This is a genomic window from Streptomyces agglomeratus (assembly GCF_001746415.1).
Classification (GTDB): Bacteria; Actinomycetota; Actinomycetes; order Streptomycetales; family Streptomycetaceae; genus Streptomyces; species Streptomyces agglomeratus.
This window is the reverse complement of record NZ_MEHJ01000001.1, coordinates 5,371,461-5,387,011: the sequence shown is the minus strand read 5'-3', so window position 1 is coordinate 5,387,011 and position 15,551 is coordinate 5,371,461. Positions and strand designations below refer to the sequence as shown.

General features: G+C 71.4%; 16 protein-coding genes and 1 pseudogene. 14 read left to right on the top strand and 3 right to left on the bottom strand.

The features are described from left to right. Positions 1 to 41: 41 nt before the first annotated feature. From AS594_RS23410 to AS594_RS23400, 3 genes are all read left to right on the top strand, one after another. Positions 42 to 848: an aminotransferase class IV gene (locus tag AS594_RS23410; RefSeq protein WP_069928861.1), complete on the top strand. Its 807-nt coding sequence runs from the start codon at positions 42 to 44 to the stop codon at positions 846 to 848. A gap of 345 nt (positions 849 to 1,193) precedes the next feature. Then, positions 1,194 to 1,805 (top strand): hypothetical protein, encoded by a 612-nt coding sequence (locus AS594_RS23405; protein WP_069928860.1) that lies wholly within the window; start codon positions 1,194 to 1,196, stop codon positions 1,803 to 1,805. A 127-nt stretch (positions 1,806 to 1,932) separates the two neighbouring features. Further along, complete coding sequence (locus AS594_RS23400) at positions 1,933 to 2,562, top strand: class F sortase (protein ID WP_069935341.1); 630 nt, start codon at positions 1,933 to 1,935, stop codon at positions 2,560 to 2,562. Positions 2,563 to 2,667: 105 nt separating this feature from the next. Here the strand turns inward: AS594_RS23400 and AS594_RS23395 are convergent, their stop codons facing one another. Beyond that, positions 2,668 to 3,450: a sulfite exporter TauE/SafE family protein gene (locus AS594_RS23395; RefSeq protein WP_069930722.1), complete on the bottom strand. Its 783-nt coding sequence runs from the start codon at positions 3,448 to 3,450 to the stop codon at positions 2,668 to 2,670. Between the two features lie 413 nt (positions 3,451 to 3,863). Here AS594_RS23395 and AS594_RS23390 point away from each other — a divergent pair, with 413 nt between their 5' ends. The 6 genes from AS594_RS23390 to AS594_RS23365 all read left to right on the top strand — a co-directional run bounded on the left by AS594_RS23390 (position 3,864) and on the right by AS594_RS23365 (position 10,564). After that, a complete protein-coding gene (locus tag AS594_RS23390; protein WP_069928858.1) occupies positions 3,864 to 5,234 on the top strand; it encodes an NAD(P)/FAD-dependent oxidoreductase in 1,371 nt (456 codons plus the stop codon). A gap of 1 nt (position 5,235) precedes the next feature. After that, a complete protein-coding gene (nirB, locus tag AS594_RS23385) occupies positions 5,236 to 7,779 on the top strand; it encodes a nitrite reductase large subunit NirB (protein ID WP_069928857.1) in 2,544 nt (847 codons plus the stop codon). After that, complete coding sequence (gene nirD / locus AS594_RS23380; protein WP_069928856.1) at positions 7,776 to 8,105, top strand: nitrite reductase small subunit NirD; 330 nt, start codon at positions 7,776 to 7,778, stop codon at positions 8,103 to 8,105. The genes nirB and nirD overlap by 4 nt, the downstream gene beginning before the upstream one ends. A gap of 32 nt (positions 8,106 to 8,137) precedes the next feature. Continuing rightward, the gene (locus AS594_RS23375) at positions 8,138 to 8,722 is read left to right on the top strand and encodes a TetR/AcrR family transcriptional regulator (RefSeq protein WP_069935976.1); all 585 of its coding nucleotides are present in this window, start codon (positions 8,138 to 8,140) and stop codon (positions 8,720 to 8,722) included. Between the two features lie 120 nt (positions 8,723 to 8,842). Next, positions 8,843 to 9,607 (top strand): SDR family NAD(P)-dependent oxidoreductase, encoded by a 765-nt coding sequence (locus AS594_RS23370; RefSeq protein WP_069928855.1) that lies wholly within the window; start codon positions 8,843 to 8,845, stop codon positions 9,605 to 9,607. A 27-nt stretch (positions 9,608 to 9,634) separates the two neighbouring features. Next, positions 9,635 to 10,564: an oxidoreductase gene (locus AS594_RS23365; RefSeq protein ID WP_069935340.1), complete on the top strand. Its 930-nt coding sequence runs from the start codon at positions 9,635 to 9,637 to the stop codon at positions 10,562 to 10,564. A 34-nt stretch (positions 10,565 to 10,598) separates the two neighbouring features. Here AS594_RS23365 and AS594_RS23360 read toward each other — a convergent pair whose 3' ends face one another. Continuing rightward, positions 10,599 to 11,009, bottom strand: a complete 411-nt coding sequence (locus AS594_RS23360) for a VOC family protein (protein WP_069928853.1) — start codon at positions 11,007 to 11,009, stop codon at positions 10,599 to 10,601. Positions 11,010 to 11,166: 157 nt separating this feature from the next. Between AS594_RS23360 and AS594_RS23355 the strand changes: the two genes are divergently transcribed. Further along, positions 11,167 to 11,727 (top strand): SRPBCC family protein, encoded by a 561-nt coding sequence (locus tag AS594_RS23355; protein ID WP_079144444.1) that lies wholly within the window; start codon positions 11,167 to 11,169, stop codon positions 11,725 to 11,727. Between the two features lie 256 nt (positions 11,728 to 11,983). Here the strand turns inward: AS594_RS23355 and AS594_RS23350 are convergent, their stop codons facing one another. Further along, positions 11,984 to 12,421 (bottom strand): MarR family winged helix-turn-helix transcriptional regulator, encoded by a 438-nt coding sequence (locus AS594_RS23350; RefSeq protein WP_069932269.1) that lies wholly within the window; start codon positions 12,419 to 12,421, stop codon positions 11,984 to 11,986. A gap of 128 nt (positions 12,422 to 12,549) precedes the next feature. Here AS594_RS23350 and AS594_RS23345 point away from each other — a divergent pair. From AS594_RS23345 to pcaG, 4 genes and pseudogenes are all read left to right on the top strand, one after another. Then, a pseudogene (locus tag AS594_RS23345) lies at positions 12,550 to 13,385 on the top strand (CoA transferase subunit A). Continuing rightward, positions 13,382 to 14,182 (top strand): CoA-transferase subunit beta, encoded by an 801-nt coding sequence (locus tag AS594_RS23340; protein ID WP_069935339.1) that lies wholly within the window; start codon positions 13,382 to 13,384, stop codon positions 14,180 to 14,182. Before AS594_RS23345 ends, AS594_RS23340 begins: the two are co-directional and overlap by 4 nt. After that, positions 14,179 to 14,949, top strand: coding sequence for a protocatechuate 3,4-dioxygenase subunit beta (pcaH, locus tag AS594_RS23335; RefSeq protein ID WP_069928849.1), 771 nt, complete (start codon positions 14,179 to 14,181; stop codon positions 14,947 to 14,949). The genes AS594_RS23340 and pcaH overlap by 4 nt, the downstream gene beginning before the upstream one ends. Next, a complete protein-coding gene (gene pcaG / locus AS594_RS23330; RefSeq protein WP_069935338.1) occupies positions 14,946 to 15,509 on the top strand; it encodes a protocatechuate 3,4-dioxygenase subunit alpha in 564 nt (187 codons plus the stop codon). Before pcaH ends, pcaG begins: the two co-directional genes overlap by 4 nt. The last annotated feature ends 42 nt before the right edge of the window (positions 15,510 to 15,551 follow it).

Sequence of the window (15,551 nt, the reverse complement as noted above, 5' to 3'; positions counted from 1 at the left end):
TCCCTGCCGAGGGTCGCGTACGTCCCCTCTACGGTGGCCGCATGACCACTTCTTCCGAGCCCGCCGCTCCCCACATCGAGATCGACGGCCGCAGGGCGACCACCGCGGACGACCTTCTCGTCCCGGCCCTGTACGGCGGTTACGCCCACTTCACGGCGATGCAGGTACGGGACGGCAGGGTGCGCGGGCTGCGCACGCACCTCGCGCGGCTCGACTCCGCCAACCGGGAGGTCTTCGGCGCCGGTCTCGACGCGGAGCTGGTGCGCGAGCGCGTGCGGCACGCGCTCGACGGGGCCGGGGTGCGCGACGCGGCGGTGCGCGTGCACGCGTTGTGGGCCCCCGGCGCGGAGGCGGCCTGCCTGATGGTCACCGTCCGCCCGCCCGCCACCATGTCCGCGGCCCCGCAGGCCCTGATGTCCGTACCGTACGAACGCCCTTTCCCGCACCTCAAACACCTCGGCGGCTTCGCGCAGACCCACTACGGGGTGCTCGCGCGGCGGGCGGGCTTCGACGACGCGCTGCTGACCGCTCCCGGCGGGGTGGTCACCGAGGGTGCGGTCACCAACATCGCGTTCTACGACGGCACTTCGGTCGTCTGGCCGGACGCACCCTCATTGCATGGCGTCACGATGACCCTGCTCGAAGCCCGGCTTCCCGGAGCCGGGCTGCCGTCGGTGCGGGGTCCGGTGACGCTGGACGGTCTGGGCGCCTACCGGGCCGCGTTCGTCACGAACTCGCAGGGCATCGCGCCGGTGCGGCGTATCGACGGCACGGGGTTCGCGGTGGACGAGGAGCTGATGAAGAGGGTCACGTCGGTCTACGCGGCGACGCCCTGGGACGAGGTCTGAGCCGCCGGCCGTACGCGGACCTGCACGGGTGACCCGTACGCGGAGCCGCACAGGTGACCGTACGCGGCCGCACAGGTGACCCGTACGCGGACCTGCGCGGGTGACCTGTGCGTCGCGTCGCGTACGGATGGCGTACGTACGCCTCACGTCACCCATTCGGGGCGCCAGGCGGGGCGGACCGTGCGCACTGCCGCCGCCCGGGGGCTGACCTGGGTGAACGCCCGGCGCGTGGGGGGGCGGCGGCGGGGCGAGGCCGGGCATCTGAGCCGGCTTCGGCAGGCGCCGGGCGCTCAGGGCCACTTATCTCGGAGGGAGTGCCGTACCGAAGCTTCCGGGAGGATCACCATGCGCCCTGCACTTCTGCTGACCGGTACCGCGCTGGCGGCCGCCGTGATCGGGCTCGGGGCTGGTCCGGTGCACGCCGAGAACGACACCCCTCAGCAGAAGCTGGAGGTGCACCCGGCGACCGCGCGCCCCGGCGAGACCATCACCGTGAACACCACCGCCTGCGGTACCGACAGCAGCGGCACGGGAGACGCGAACTCCGTCGGAGCCGGTGACTTCGAGCTGCGGCCGGCCACCCACAAAGAGGCCGTCGCCGGGCAGTTCACTCTGCCCCCGGACGCCCCTGAGGGAACCCACGACATCGCTGTGGCCTGCGACAACGGCAACACCGCCCAGGGAACCCTGACCGTGACCCCCGGTCCGCCCGAGCCCACCCACGACGACCCGGCCCACCACGACCCCACCCGGCACGAACCCGCCGAGCACGACCCGGCCCGCCACGAGCCGGGCCACAGGCCCACGCATCCCACGGGCCACGTCAAGACCGGTGTCGGCGGAGCCGCGGGCTCCAACACCACCCAGATCGCGGCGGGTGTGGCCGTACTGGCCGCGACCGCCGTCGGCGGTACCTGGCTCCTGCGTCGCCGGGCGAGCGGCACGCGGGAGCGCTGACGGGCCGGCGCCCTGCCGCCCGTACCCGTACCGCCGGAGTTCCCCGTGCCTCCGCCCAGGCCCCGAGCCGGGCGGGGGCACGCGGGGCGTACGGCCGCGGAAAGGACTGGAGGAGGGGTGAGCACCGATGACGGACCGGCGTACGAAGGGCGGCCTCGTCGCCATCGGCATCTGCACCGGCCTCTGGCTGATCCAGAACGGAGTGGCGGGTCAGGACCCGCCCCGGCCGTCGTCCGCGGAGGCGTTCGGCGGCGGTTCCGAGCATGTGCCGAGGAGTACGGTTCCGCCGGAGCGACCGCTGCGGCCCTCCGAGCCGGTGCGGATCCGGATACCCGCCGTACAGGTCGACGCGCCCCTCATGCGGCTCGGCCTGGGCCCCGACGGGAGTCTCGACGTACCGCCCGCCGGGAATCGCAACCTCGCCGGCTGGTACAAGGACGGCACCCCGCCCGGCGCGCGGGGCACGGCGGTCGTCGCCGGGCATGTCGACAACGCGCGGGGACCGGCAGTCTTCTACCACCTCGGCTCGCAAAAAAAGGGCCACACCGTCGAGGTGGTGCGCAAGGACGGGCGTACCGCCGTCTTCACGATCGACGCCATCGAGGTGTACGACAGCGAGGACTTCCCGGAGCAACGGGTGTACGCCGCGTCCGGGCAGGCGGAGCTGCGGGTGATCACCTGCGGCGGCACGTTCTCGGAGAAGACCGGCTATCGGGGGGACGTGGTGGCGTACGCCCACCTCACGGCGGTGCGGTAGGCGCGGGTCGCGGCGGGTGGGGGCGGGTGCGGTCGAGTTAGGCGCGGGTCGCGGCGGGTGCGGTCGAGTGGGGGCGGGTCGCGGCGGTGCGGCGGGGCCGCGCCACTACGTCCACTGGTCGAACGCAAGCTTCGCGACCAGGGAGAAGACCACCACCAGCAGCACCCCGCGCACGAACTCGCTGCCCTTCCTGAGCGCCATCCGCGCGCCCGCCATCGCGCCGGCGAGGTTGAAGACGGCCATGAGGGCGGCGAGTTGCCACAGCACCGTGCCCTGGTAGGCGAACATCGCGAGCGCGCCGGCGTTGGTGCAGACGTTGACGATCTTGGCGTTGGCGGAGGCGGTCACCAGGTCGAGGTGGAGCACGGCGGTGAGCGCCAGGACGAGGAACGTACCGGTGCCGGGTCCGAAGAGGCCGTCGTAGAAGCCGATGCCGCCGCCGACGAGGACGATCGCGGTGACGGTACGGGCCCGGGTGACCAGGACCTTCGTGTCGCCGGCCGCGCGGCCGAAGGAGGGCCGCAGCAGCACGAAACCCGCGACGGCGAGCAGTACCACCATGATCACCGGGCGCAGTACGTCGCTGCTGATCCCGGCGGCGAAGAAGGCGCCGGTCATGGAGCCCGCCAGGGCCGCGAGCCCTATCCGTACCGCCGTCCCGACCTTCACCGGCGCCTTGCGCAGGTAGGTCACCGCGGCGCCCGACGTGCCGACGATGGCCACTGCCTTGTTGGTGCCGAGGATGTGCGCGGCGGGCACTTGCGGCAGGCCGAGCAGCAGAGCGGGCAGGAGCAGCAGCCCTCCGCCGCCGACCACCGCGTCGATCCAGCCGGCCACAGCGGCGGCGAGACACAGGACAACGAGCGTGGTCAGCGATATGTCGGGCATGGTCGCGACCTTAGGGAGGAGATGGGTGTGGCGTCCATCGATCCCGGGAACGTTGAGCGACATCTGAGGTTCCGGCGGGACGGGGCCGGTCGGGGGCGGTCGGGGGCGGTCGGCCGGTCGGTCGGTCGGTCGACGAGTAGAGGCAACCAGGGCCATGAAAGACCTCTTCAGCGGCCTGTCAGTGTTTTTCGCGAGGCGGCCTGTCAGGGCTTCGCGAGGCGGCCTGGAGGCGGCTTTGAGGACCGGCCGGCCGCTCGTCGCGCCCCCGACGCCCGCCCCCATGGGCGCGGGTGTCGGCCCCCGGCTCCCCGCTCCGGCCCTCACAGTGCGGTGCGCCGGACGCTGAGGGCAGTGTTCCCCACGGGAAACAGACGGGATGCGGCCGGGTAACACCGCCCCCGCACTCTTCAGTCATGAGCAAGGACATCGTGGTGATCGGCGGCGGGACGGCGGGTGCCCGGCTGGCCCGGCAGCTGACCCGCCAGACCGCCCCCGCGGCCACAGGGGCCCCAGGGGCCCCGGAAGCCGCGTCGTCGGCGGCGGTCACCGTCACCGTCATCGGCGAGGAGGAGCACGCCCCCTACAACAGGGTGCTGCTCGCCGAGGTCCTCGCCGGGCGTTACGGCCCCGAGGTCATCGCGCAGCCCGCGACGCCGGTGCGGCGCGGAGTGCGGGTGGTCCGTATCGACCGCGCCGAGCGGGTGGTGCAGTGCGACGACGGCAGCGTCGTTCCGTACGGCACGCTCGTCCTCGCGACCGGCTCCAACCCTGTTCTGCCACCGCTGCGCGGTCTCGGCGCCGACCTCCCGGACGGTGTCCACCCGTTCCGCACCATGGACGACTGCCTGGCCCTGGCCGGCGGCGTCCGTGAAGGCACCCGCGCCGTCGTCATCGGCGGCGGTCTCCTCGGCGTCTCCGCCGCCCGCGCGCTCGCGGAACGCGGCGCCCAGGTCGTACTGGCCCAGCAGGGCGAGCACCTCATGCAGCGCCAGCTCGACCCGGACGCGAGCGAGCTGCTGCGCGGCCACCTGGAGGCCCTGGGCGTCGAGATCCACACCGAGTGCCGGGTACGCGGTCTGCGCTGCGAGGCGGGCGAGGGGGCCGGGACCGTCCGGGCCGTCGAACTCGCCGACGGTTACGCCCTCGACGCCGACCTCGTCGTCCTGGCCTGCGGGGTACGCCCCCGAGTCGGCCTCGCGCAGGCCGCCGGCCTGGAGGTGCGCCAGGGCATCGTCGTGGACGACGAGCTGCGCACCTCCGACCCGCACATCCGCGCCATCGGTGACTGCGCCGAGCACAACGGCCGCGTATACGGTCTCGCGGGCCCCGCCCTCGAACAGGCCGACATCCTGGCCGATCTGCTGCTCTCCGCATCCAGGGCGACCGCGCTCGACGCCCCGCGGACGGGCCACGGCGCGGTGGCGGTCCCCGCAGGGGCCCCGGCGGGAGGCCCCACCGTTGAGGCGAGCGCTTCCTCGCCGCGCTACACCGGGACCCGCGCCCTCACCCGCCTGACCCTCACCGGCGTCGGCGCCCGGAGCACCGGCGCCGGTCCGCTCGACCTCGCCGCCTTCGGCGAAACCAACCCGCTGCCGGGCGACGACGTCGTCCGCCTCGCCGACGCCACCCGCGGCGCGTACCGCAAGGTCGTCGTGCGCGGAGACCGGCTGATCGGCGGCATCCTGCTTGGCGATCTCGGCGCCGTCGGCGAACTCGCCCGCACCTGGGAGGGCGACGAGCCGCTCCCCTCCACCCCGTTGTTCCATCTGCTTGGAGGCGCCTGAGATGTCCACACCCCCCACGATCGTGGTCGTCGGCCACGGCATGGTCGGCCAGCGCTTCCTGGAGGCCCTCGCCGAGCGCGGCGTCACCGAGCGGGCGAGGATCGTCGTCCTGTGCGAGGAGCCCCGCCCCGCGTACGACCGTGTCCAGCTCACCTCGTACTTCTCCGGCCGCACCCCTGACGACCTCGCCCTGGGCGAGCCGGGCTTCATGGAACAGCACGGCATCGAGCTGTACCTGGACGACCCTGCGACCGCCGTCGACCGCGAGGCGCGCACGGTCACCGCGCGCAGCGGACGGAGCTTCTCGTACGACACGCTCGTGCTCGCCACTGGTTCGTACCCCTTCGTACCACCCGTTCCCGGGAAGGACGCGGAAGGCTGCTTCGTCTACCGCACCATCGAGGACCTGCTCGCGATCGAGGCGTACGCGAAGACAGCGCGTACGGGAGCGGTCGTCGGCGGCGGGCTGCTCGGCCTGGAGGCGGCGGGCGCGCTGAGCGGACTCGGACTCGACACGCACGTCGTGGAGTTCGCACCGCGTCTGATGCCCGTACAGGTCGACGAAGGGGGCGGCGCGGCCCTTCTGCGGACGATCGAGGGCATGGGCCTGACGGTCCACACGGGTGTCGGCACCCAGGCCGTCACCACGGACGCCGCCGGGGTCGTCAACGGCATGTCCCTCTCGGACGGTTCGACGATCGAGACAGACCTCGTCGTCTTCTCGGCCGGTGTACGGCCGCGCGACCAGCTGGCCCGCGACTGCGGTCTGCCGGTCGGCGAGCGGGGCGGTATAGCCGTGGACGAGCAGTGCCGTACCTCCGACCCCGCTGTCTTCGCGATCGGCGAGTGCGCGATGGCCGTCGACGGCCGGGTGTACGGCCTTGTGGCGCCCGGTTACGAGATGGCCGAGACGGCCGCCGAAACCATCACGGGAACGCTCACGGAGCCGCTCCCGGGAACGGCCGCGACGGGGAACCGCGCGTTCACGGGTGCGGACATGTCGACGAAGCTCAAGCTCCTCGGCGTGGACGTGGCCTCCTTCGGCGACGCGCACGGCCACGCGGAGGGCTGCCTGGACGTCACGTACTCCGACTCGCGCTCCGGCGTCTACAAGAAGCTCGTCGTCAGCCCGGACGGCGCGCTCCTCGGCGGCGTCCTGGTCGGCGACGCCGACGCCTACGCGATGCTGCGACCGCTCACGGGATCGGTTCCGCCCGTCGCACCGGAACAGCTGATCGCGCCGGCCGGCGGCGGCCAGGTCACCCTCGGCCCGTCCGCTCTGCCCGACGACGCCGTCGTCTGCAACTGCCACAACGTCACCAAGGGAGCTGTCACCGCCTGTTCCACGCTCCCCGAGGTCAAGAAGTGCACCAAGGCGGGGACGGGCTGCGGCAGCTGCGTCAAGCTGATCGGCCAGCTGCTCCCGCAGACCGGCGACAAGGGCCTGTGCGGCTGCTTCCCGCACACGCGCTCCGAGCTGTACGAGATCGTCCGCACCCTGCGCATCACGTCCTACGCGGCGCTCCTCGACTCGCACGGCCGTGAGGCGGCGCGCGGCGGCGAGGGCTGCGAGGTCTGCAAGCCGACGGTCGGCTCGATCCTGGCCAGCCTGAGCAACGGCTACATCCTCGACGGCGAACAGGCCGCCCTCCAGGACACGAACGACCACTTCCTCGCCAACATGCAGCGCAACGGCTCGTACTCGATCGTGCCGCGCATCCCGGGCGGCGAGGTCACCCCCGAGAAGCTGATCGTGATCGGCGAGGTGGCCCGCGATTTCGGCCTCTACACGAAGATCACCGGCGGCCAGCGCATCGACCTCTTCGGCGCCCGGGTCGACCAGCTCCCGCTGATCTGGACGAGGCTGGTGGACGCCGGCTTCGAGTCCGGCCACGCCTACGGCAAGGCGCTCAGGACGGTGAAGTCCTGCGTCGGGCAGACCTGGTGCCGTTACGGCGTCCAGGACAGCGTGCGCATGGCCATCGACCTGGAACTGCGCTACCGGGGTCTGCGCGCGCCGCACAAGCTGAAGTCGGCGGTCTCCGGATGCGCCCGCGAGTGCGCCGAGGCGCAGTCGAAGGACTTCGGCGTGATCGCCACCGCGAACGGCTGGAACCTGTACGTCGGCGGCAACGGCGGTGCGACCCCGCGTCATGCCGATCTCCTGGCCCAGGACCTGTCCGACGCTGAACTCGTCCGTCTCATCGACCGGTTCCTGATGTTCTACATCCGCACCGCGGACCGCCTGGAGCGCACGTCGACCTGGCTGGAGCGGCTGGAAGGCGGCCTGGACCACCTCCGGGACGTGGTCGTCCACGACTCGCTCGGCATCTGCGAGCAGCTGGAGGCCATGATGGCCACCCATGTCTCCGGCTACCGCGACGAATGGGCCGAGACCATTAACGATCCCGAGCGGTTGTCCCGGTTCGTCTCGTTCGTCAACGCTCCCGACGCGCCGGATCCCTCCGTACGGTTCGTTCCCGAGCGCGATCAGATGAAGCCGGACCTGACCATCCTCACCCTCGAAGGGACCCGTGCCGGATGACCCTGCAACTGCGTATCGACGACTCCTGGTTCACCGCCTGCGACGCGTCCGCGCTCACACCCGGGCGCGGGGTGGCGGCCCTGCTGCCCGACGGCCGTCAGGCCGCCCTGTTCACGGACCGCAAGGGGCGCGCGTACGCCATCGACAACCGGGACCCGTTCTCCGGCGCGCAGGTGCTGTCGCGCGGTCTCATCGGATCCGAGAACGGCCGTCCCTTCGTCGCTTCGCCTCTGCTCAAGCAGCGCTTCGATCTGGAAACGGGGCACTGTCTGGACGACGAGACAGTGACCGTGCAGACGTTCACCGTGCGCGTCGGAGCTAATTGACCGATCGTTCCAGAACGACTAGCGTGCAGGGCGTGGCCAGGACCAAGGAATTCGATCCCGACGCCGCCCTGCACGCAGCCCTGGAGCTGTTCTGGAGGCGCGGCTACGAGGCGACGACCATGGCCGGCCTCGTCGAGCACCTCGGCATCGGCCGCGCCAGCATCTACGCCACGTTCGGCAACAAGCACGAGCTCTACCTCAAGGCGCTTACACGGTACGCCGACTCCCGCAACCCGCAGTTGCTCGGCGAGCTGTCCCAGCCGGGCCCCGCACTGCCGGCCGTGCGCGCGGTGATGCGGCGGTTCGCCGCCGAGGCGGCTTCCGACGAGGAACGTCTGGCCGGCTGCTTCGTCACCAACACGGCGGCCGAGCTGGCCCCGCACGACGCAGCGGCGGCCCGCCGGGTGGCGGTGAGCTGGGAGCGCGTCGAGACCCTCCTGCACTCCGCGCTCGTACGCGCACAGGCGCAGGGCGAGCTGCCCGAGGACCGCGATCCGCGGGCGCTCGCCCGCATGCTGCTCGTGCTGATGCAGGGTCTGCGGGTCGTCGGCAAGGCGTCCAGCGATCCGGCCAGGGTGCGGGACGCGACCGAACAGGCACTCGCACTGCTCGACTGAACCGGACCCACCCGCCACTTCGAGGCGCCCTTAGGGCGCCTCTTTTACACCCTAATAACAGAACGATCGTTCAAATATTCCGCCAGAACCCATAGACCTCAGAGCAAGGACGGACAGATCATGACTGCTCGCTTCTCCGGCAGGACCGCCCTCGTCACCGGCGCGGGCTCCGGTCTCGGCCGCGCCACTGCGCTCGCCTTCGCCGCCGAGGGCGCCAACGTGGTCGTCGCGGGACGCCGCGCCGCGCCGCTCGACGAGACGGTCGCCCTGGCACGGCGCGCAGGCGGCACGGCGGTCGCCGTCACGGCCGACGTGAGCCGTTCCGAGGACGTGAGGGCGCTCGTTCGCGGGAGCGTCGAGCGCTTCGGCAGCCTGGACGTCGCGGTGAACAACGCCGGTGTGTTCCGGGGAGGCGGCCCCGTCGCCGAACTGTCCGAGAACGACTGGCGCACGCTCCTCGACATCAACGTCACGGGCGTACTCCTGTCGATGCAGGCCGAGATCGACGCCATGCGCTCCCAGGCCGGCGGCGGCGCGATCGTGAACATCTCCTCGAACCTCGGCGCCCACCTGCGCATCCCCGGCGTCGCCGGCTACCTCGCTTCCAAGGCCGCCGTCTCCGCCCTCACCCGCGCCGCCGCGCTCGACCACATCCAGGACGGCGTCCGGATCAACGCGGTCAGCCCCGGTCCGTCGGCCACCACCATGTCGCTGCTTCCCGGCGAGAGCGACGCGGAGCGCGCCGTCCGGATGAAGGCCGACTCGCCCCTCGGCCGGGTCTCGACGGCCGGTGAGGTCGCCGCCGCCGTGCTGTATCTGGCCTCCGCCGACGCCGCGTCCGTCGTGGGCACCGACCTCGCCATCGACGGAGGCGCCTCCGCCTGACCCGGTGCCCGGCCGTACGCTGGCCGCATGACGACTGGCTGGAAAGCGAGCGACATCCCCGACCAGAGCGGCCGTACGGCCGTGATCACCGGGGCCAACAGCGGCATCGGACTCGCCACGGCGCGCGAACTCGCCCGCCGCGGCGCGAGGGTGGTGCTCGCGTGCCGCAGCGAGCAACGCGGCAAGGAGGCCGCGGAGCACATCTCGCGCGAAGTCCCCGGAGCGTTGGTCGAGTTCACGCCCCTCGACCTCGCGGACCTCTCCTCCATAAGGGACTTCGCCCGCTCGTACGCGTACGAACGTCTCGACCTGCTCATCAACAACGCGGGCGTCATGGCGCTCCCGTACGGACGAACCGCCGACGGCTTCGAGACGCAGTTCGGCGTCAACCACCTCGGGCACTTCGCCCTCACCGGACTGCTGCTGCCGCACCTGCTGAGGACGCCCGGAGCCCGTGTCGTGAGCGTCTCCAGCGGGCTGCACGCCCTGTCCAACATCGACATCGGCGACCTCAACAGCGAGCGCACGTACCGCCGCTGGATCGCCTACGGCCGGTCCAAGACCGCGAACCTGCTCTTCGTCCACGAGCTGGCCGGGCGGCTCGCCGCGGCCGGCTCCGACGTGGTCGCCGCGGCCGCACACCCCGGTTACGCACGCACCAACCTCCAGACGGCGGGCGTGCGCATGGAGGGGCGCAGGGCGGCCGAACGGATCGTGGAGCTGGGGAACAGGATCATCGCCCAGCCCGCCGAGTCCGGCGCCCTGCCCACGCTGTACGCGGCGACCGCGCCCGGTGTACGGCCCGACTCGTTCACCGGTCCGAGGGTCCAGGGCTGGCGCGGCCCGCCCGCGAAGTCGTGGCGCGCGGCCTGGACGACGAACGACGTGGCGAGCGAGCGCCTGTGGGTCGCTTCGGAACAGCTCACCGGAGTGAGGTACGAGGGCCTCACGTCCTGAGGCCCCGCGTGGTCCCTCCCGTGGCTTGCGTGTCTCAGCCCTGGCCCTCGACCGCTGACGGGTCCATCCAGATGATCTCCCACGTGTGACCGTCGGGGTCCTGGAAGGAACGGCCGTACATAAAGCCGTGGTCCATCGGCTCGTTCGCGGGGGATCCACCGGAGGCGAGGGCCGTGTCGGCCATCTCGTCGACCTTCTCCCGGCTTTCGGCACTGAGCGCGAGCAGGACTTCCGTGGTCCTGCTCGTGTCCGCGATCTCCTTCTTGGTGAACTCCTTGAAGCGCGGCTCGGTGAGCAGCATGGCGAAGATCGTGTCGCTGATCACCAGACAGGCCGTCTTGTCGTCGCTGAACTGGGGGTTGAACGAGTACCCGAGCTTGCCGAAGAAGGTCTTCGTCGTGTCGAGGTCCTTGACCGGCAGGTTCACAAAGATCATCTGGGGCATGAGCTGTGTCTCTCTCTTCTCTCGGTCGGCGGGTCAGCGCCGTCGTTGCCATCCGCAGGGGTAGACCCGGGGGTCGCACGAAACTCATCGCTCGAACAGAAACTCGCAGAAAGATTCCGCATTGCGCGGGCGCCACGCCCGTCCTAGCGTCGACGCCATGACCAGTTCCGCCGGCAAGAAGATCACCGAGAAGCTGTCGGCCGATGTGCTGAAAGCGTCCACCGGCCGGGACTGGGACGGCTGGTTCGTCCTCCTCGACGCGTGGGGCGCCATCGAGCGCGGCCACACGGAGATCGCCCGCCACCTGACCGACGACCTCGGGGTGGACGGCTGGTACGCCCAGTCGATCACCGTCGGGTACGAACAGGAACGCGGCCTGCGCGAGGTCGGCCAGTCCTCCCAGGGCGACTGGCAGGCGAGCGGCAACAGGACGGTGGAAGCCCCCGTAGCGCGCTGCGAGGCCGCCTTCACGGATGCGGACGTACGCCGCCGGTGGCTTCCCGGGAGCGAGTTCTCACTGCGTACCCACCGCGAGGGCAAGACCCTGTCCGCCGACTACGCGGGCGGCCGGCTCTCGGTCCGCTTCACGCCCAAGGGCGGGGCGAAGACACAGGTGTCCCTCGAGCACACCAAGCTCGCCGACGCGGAGGCGGTGGCGGCGTACAAGGCGTTCTGGAAGGAGCGTCTCGCCGCGCTCAAGACGCTCCTGGAGAAATGAGCGTTTCCGGGAACGGAGGGAAAGCGTTCCGCGGAACGCCACAGGACCGTTCTCGGGAACAGCAGCGGGACCGTTCCCGAGAGCGGCACGAGACCGTTCCCCGGAACAGCACCGGACCGTTCCCCGGAACAGCACCGGACCGTTCCCCGGAACAGCACCGGACCGTTCCCCGGAACAGCACCGGACCGTTCCCCGGAACGGCACCGGACCGTTCCCCGGAACGGCACGGGACCGTTCCCGGGAGCGTCCGGAAAGCTCACTCCCTGAGCTCCTCCGCCGCGTCCGCGACCCGGCCGATCAGGCGCAGCAGCGTCTCCCGCTCCCCCTCGTCGAGGGGCGCGAGGAACACCCGGTTCATCCGCGTCGTACGGGTGACCAGTTTGCGATGCACCGCGGCGCCCTCGTCCGTCAGCTTGAGTACGTTGCGCCGCCCGTCGTGCGGGTCGCGCACGCGCTCCAGCAGACCGCGCCTGCCGAGGCGCGCCACCAGGTCCGCGATCGTCGAGCGGTCGAGGTGCACATGCTCGCTCAAGGTGCGCTGGTCGATGTCCGGCTTCTCGGCGAGCGTGTTGAGCACGGCGAACTGAGGCGACGTGGTCTCTTCCGACACCATCGTCGTCCACAGCAGGGTGTGCGCCTGTTGCAGCCGGCGGGCGAGGTGCCCGGGGTGGGTGCTCAGATCGACCGCAGCCATGCGGGCCTCCTGCGTTCTGGCGTAATGCTCCGTGTACTGAGCCATTGACGCGAGCGGTACTCGGTGGAATTGTACGGCCTCGTCGAGAAAGTAGTCAGTACACTGAGTACATCGCGGAGTGAGTCACGATGGCCGAGACACGCAGCCTGCACGACGCCGTGGCGGACCTCGTCCACGAGGGGGACACCCTCGCCATGGAGGGCTTCACCCACCTGATCCCGTACGCCGCCGCCCACGAGATCATCCGCCAAGGCATCACTGACCTGACCCTCGCCAGGATGACCCCGGACGTCATCTACGACCAGTTGATCGGCGCCGGTCTGGTGCGGAAGCTGATCTTCTCCTGGGGCGGCAACCCCGGTGTCGGTTCCCTCCACCGCTTCCGCGACGCCGTCGAGAACGGCTGGCCGCGTCCCCTGGAGCTGGACGAACACAGCCACGCCGGCATGGCCAACCGTTACGCGCGGGTGCGTCGCGCCTGCCGTTCGCCGTACTGCGCGGCTACCGCGGCTCGGACCTCGCGACCCGTACGGACACGGTCTCCTCCGTCACCTGCCCGTTCACTGGTGAGGAGCTGGCCGCCGTCGCCGCGCTGAACCCCGACGTCACCGTCATCCACGCCCAGCAGGCCGACCGCGAGGGCAACGTCCAGCTCTGGGGCCTGACGGGCGTCCAGAAGGAGGCCGCGCTGGCCGCCGGCCGGGTGCTGGTCACGGTCGAGGAGATCGTCGACGAGCTGGCGCCCCGCCCCGGCGGAGTCGTCCTGCCGACCTGGGTGATCGACGCGGTCGCCGTCGTGCCGGGCGGCGCGCACCCGTCGTACGCCACCGGCTACACGGTGCGCGACAACGCCTTCTATCAGGCGTGGGACCCGATCGCCCGGGACCGGGACACCTTCATGCACTGGATCGACGAAAACGTACGTGACCGGACAGCACGCACCGAAGGGGCTGACGCCCGATGACCACAGAGGACTTCACGCGCGACGAGCTGATGGAGGTCAACGCGGCCCGCGCGCTGGCGGGTGCGCGTACGTGCTTCGTCGGCATCGGACTACCGTCCACCGCCGCCAATCTCGCCCGCAATACCGGTAATCCGGACCTCGTTCTGATCTACGAGTCCGGGACGATCGGCTCCAAGCCGACCCGGTTGCCGCTCTCCATCGGTGACGGCGAACTGGCCGAGACGGCCGACGCCGTGGTGCCCGTACCGGAGATGTTCAACTACTGGCTCCAGGGCGGCCGGATCGACGTCGGGTTCCTCGGCGCCGCCCAGGTGGACCGTTTCGCCAACATCAACACGACGGTCGTCGACCGGGGCCCCGGCAGGCCGGAAGGCCGCCTTCCGGGTGCGGGCGGCGCGCCCGAGATCGCGTCGAACTGCGGCAGGGTCCTCATGGTGCTGCGCCACTCCCCCCGCAACTTCGTACGGAAGCTGGACTTCGTCACCACGCTGGGCCACGGTTCCGGCCCCGGTGACCGCGAGCGGCTCGGCATGCCGGGCGCGGGACCGGTCGCCGTCATCACCGACCTCGGCATCCTGCGGCCCGACCCGGCCACCGCCGAACTCGTCCTCACCGAACTGCACCCCGGCGTGAGCGTCAAGCAGGTACGGGCGGCCACCGGATGGGAGCTGAGGACCGCCGGCCCGGTCGCGGTCACCGAGCCGCCGACCGCCGCCGAACTGACCGCCCTGCGCGCCCTCAAGGCTGCGGGAACGTCTGCGGGGACTGTATCCGCGGGAAAGGGCGCCGGCCGATGACCCTCACCCAGTCCGACATCGACGGGGAGCTCGCCGCGATCCGCGCGGGCTACGAGAAGGCCCGCGCCGCCGGCGCCCCGCCCGCGCACCACCCGCCGCGCGACTCCCCGCCGTACCGCAGCAGCCTCCTGCGGCATCCGAAGCAGCCTCTGGTGGCCGTCGGCGGGGACCCCGAGGCCGTCGAGCTGTCCGGGCCCGTCTTCGGCCACACCGACGTCACGGAGCTCGACCACGACCTGACCCGGCAGCACGCGGGCGAGCCGCTCGGCGAGCGCATCACCGTCTCCGGGCGGCTGCTCGACCGTGCCGGCCGTCCCGTGCGCGGCCAGCTCGTCGAGCTGTGGCAGGCAAACGCCTCCGGCCGGTACGCCCACCAGCGCGACCAGCACCCGGCGCCCCTGGACCCCAACTTCACCGGTGTGGGGAGGGTGCTGACGGGCGACGACGGCTCGTACAGCTTCACCACCGTCAAGCCGGGCGCGTACCCGTGGCGCAACCACGAGAACGCGTGGCGCCCCGCCCACATCCACTTCTCGCTCTTCGGCCCTGCCTTCACACAGCGCCTGGTCACGCAGATGTACTTTCCCGGCGACCCGCTCTTCGTGTACGACCCGATCCTCCAGTCGGTGACGGACGACGCGGCGCGCGCCCGGCTCGTCGCCGCGTACGACCACTCCCTCTCCCGCCCCGAGCACTCGCTGGGCTACCGCTGGGACATCGTCCTCGACGGCCCGTCCGCGACCTGGATCGAGGAAGGCCGCCGATGACGCATCTGCCGCCCACCCCCTCCCACACCGTGGGGCCCTTCTACGGGTACGCCCTGCCGTTCCCGGGAGGCGGCGACATCCCCCCCCGGGAACGGTCCGACGCGATCACACTGCACGGGTACGTATACGACGGCGCCGGGGAACCGGTCCCGGACGCGATCGTCGAGTTCTGGCAGGCGGGACCGGACGGTTCCCTGGACGGTGCGCCCGGGTCGATGCGCCGCGATCCCGTGACCGGCGGGTTCCTCGGCCGTGACGGTGTGCGCTTCACCGGGTTCGGCCGGGTCCCGACGGACGCGGACGGCCACTACACGGTGCGCACCCTGCCGCCGGGCGCCCCGTCACCCGTCCCGTACATCAGCGTGTGCGTGTTCGCGCGGGGCCTGACCCACCACCTCTTCACGCGTGCGTACCTCGCGGAGGGGCCGGACGCCCTGCTCGCCTCGCTGAGTCCCGGGCGCCGGGCGACACTGATCGCCCGGCCCGAACCGCACCGCACGCACCGCTTCGACATCCGCCTCCAGGGCGAGGAAGAGACGGTCTTCCTTGACTTCGCCTGACCGACCGGCCGGACCCGACCGACCGGCCCGACCCGACCGACC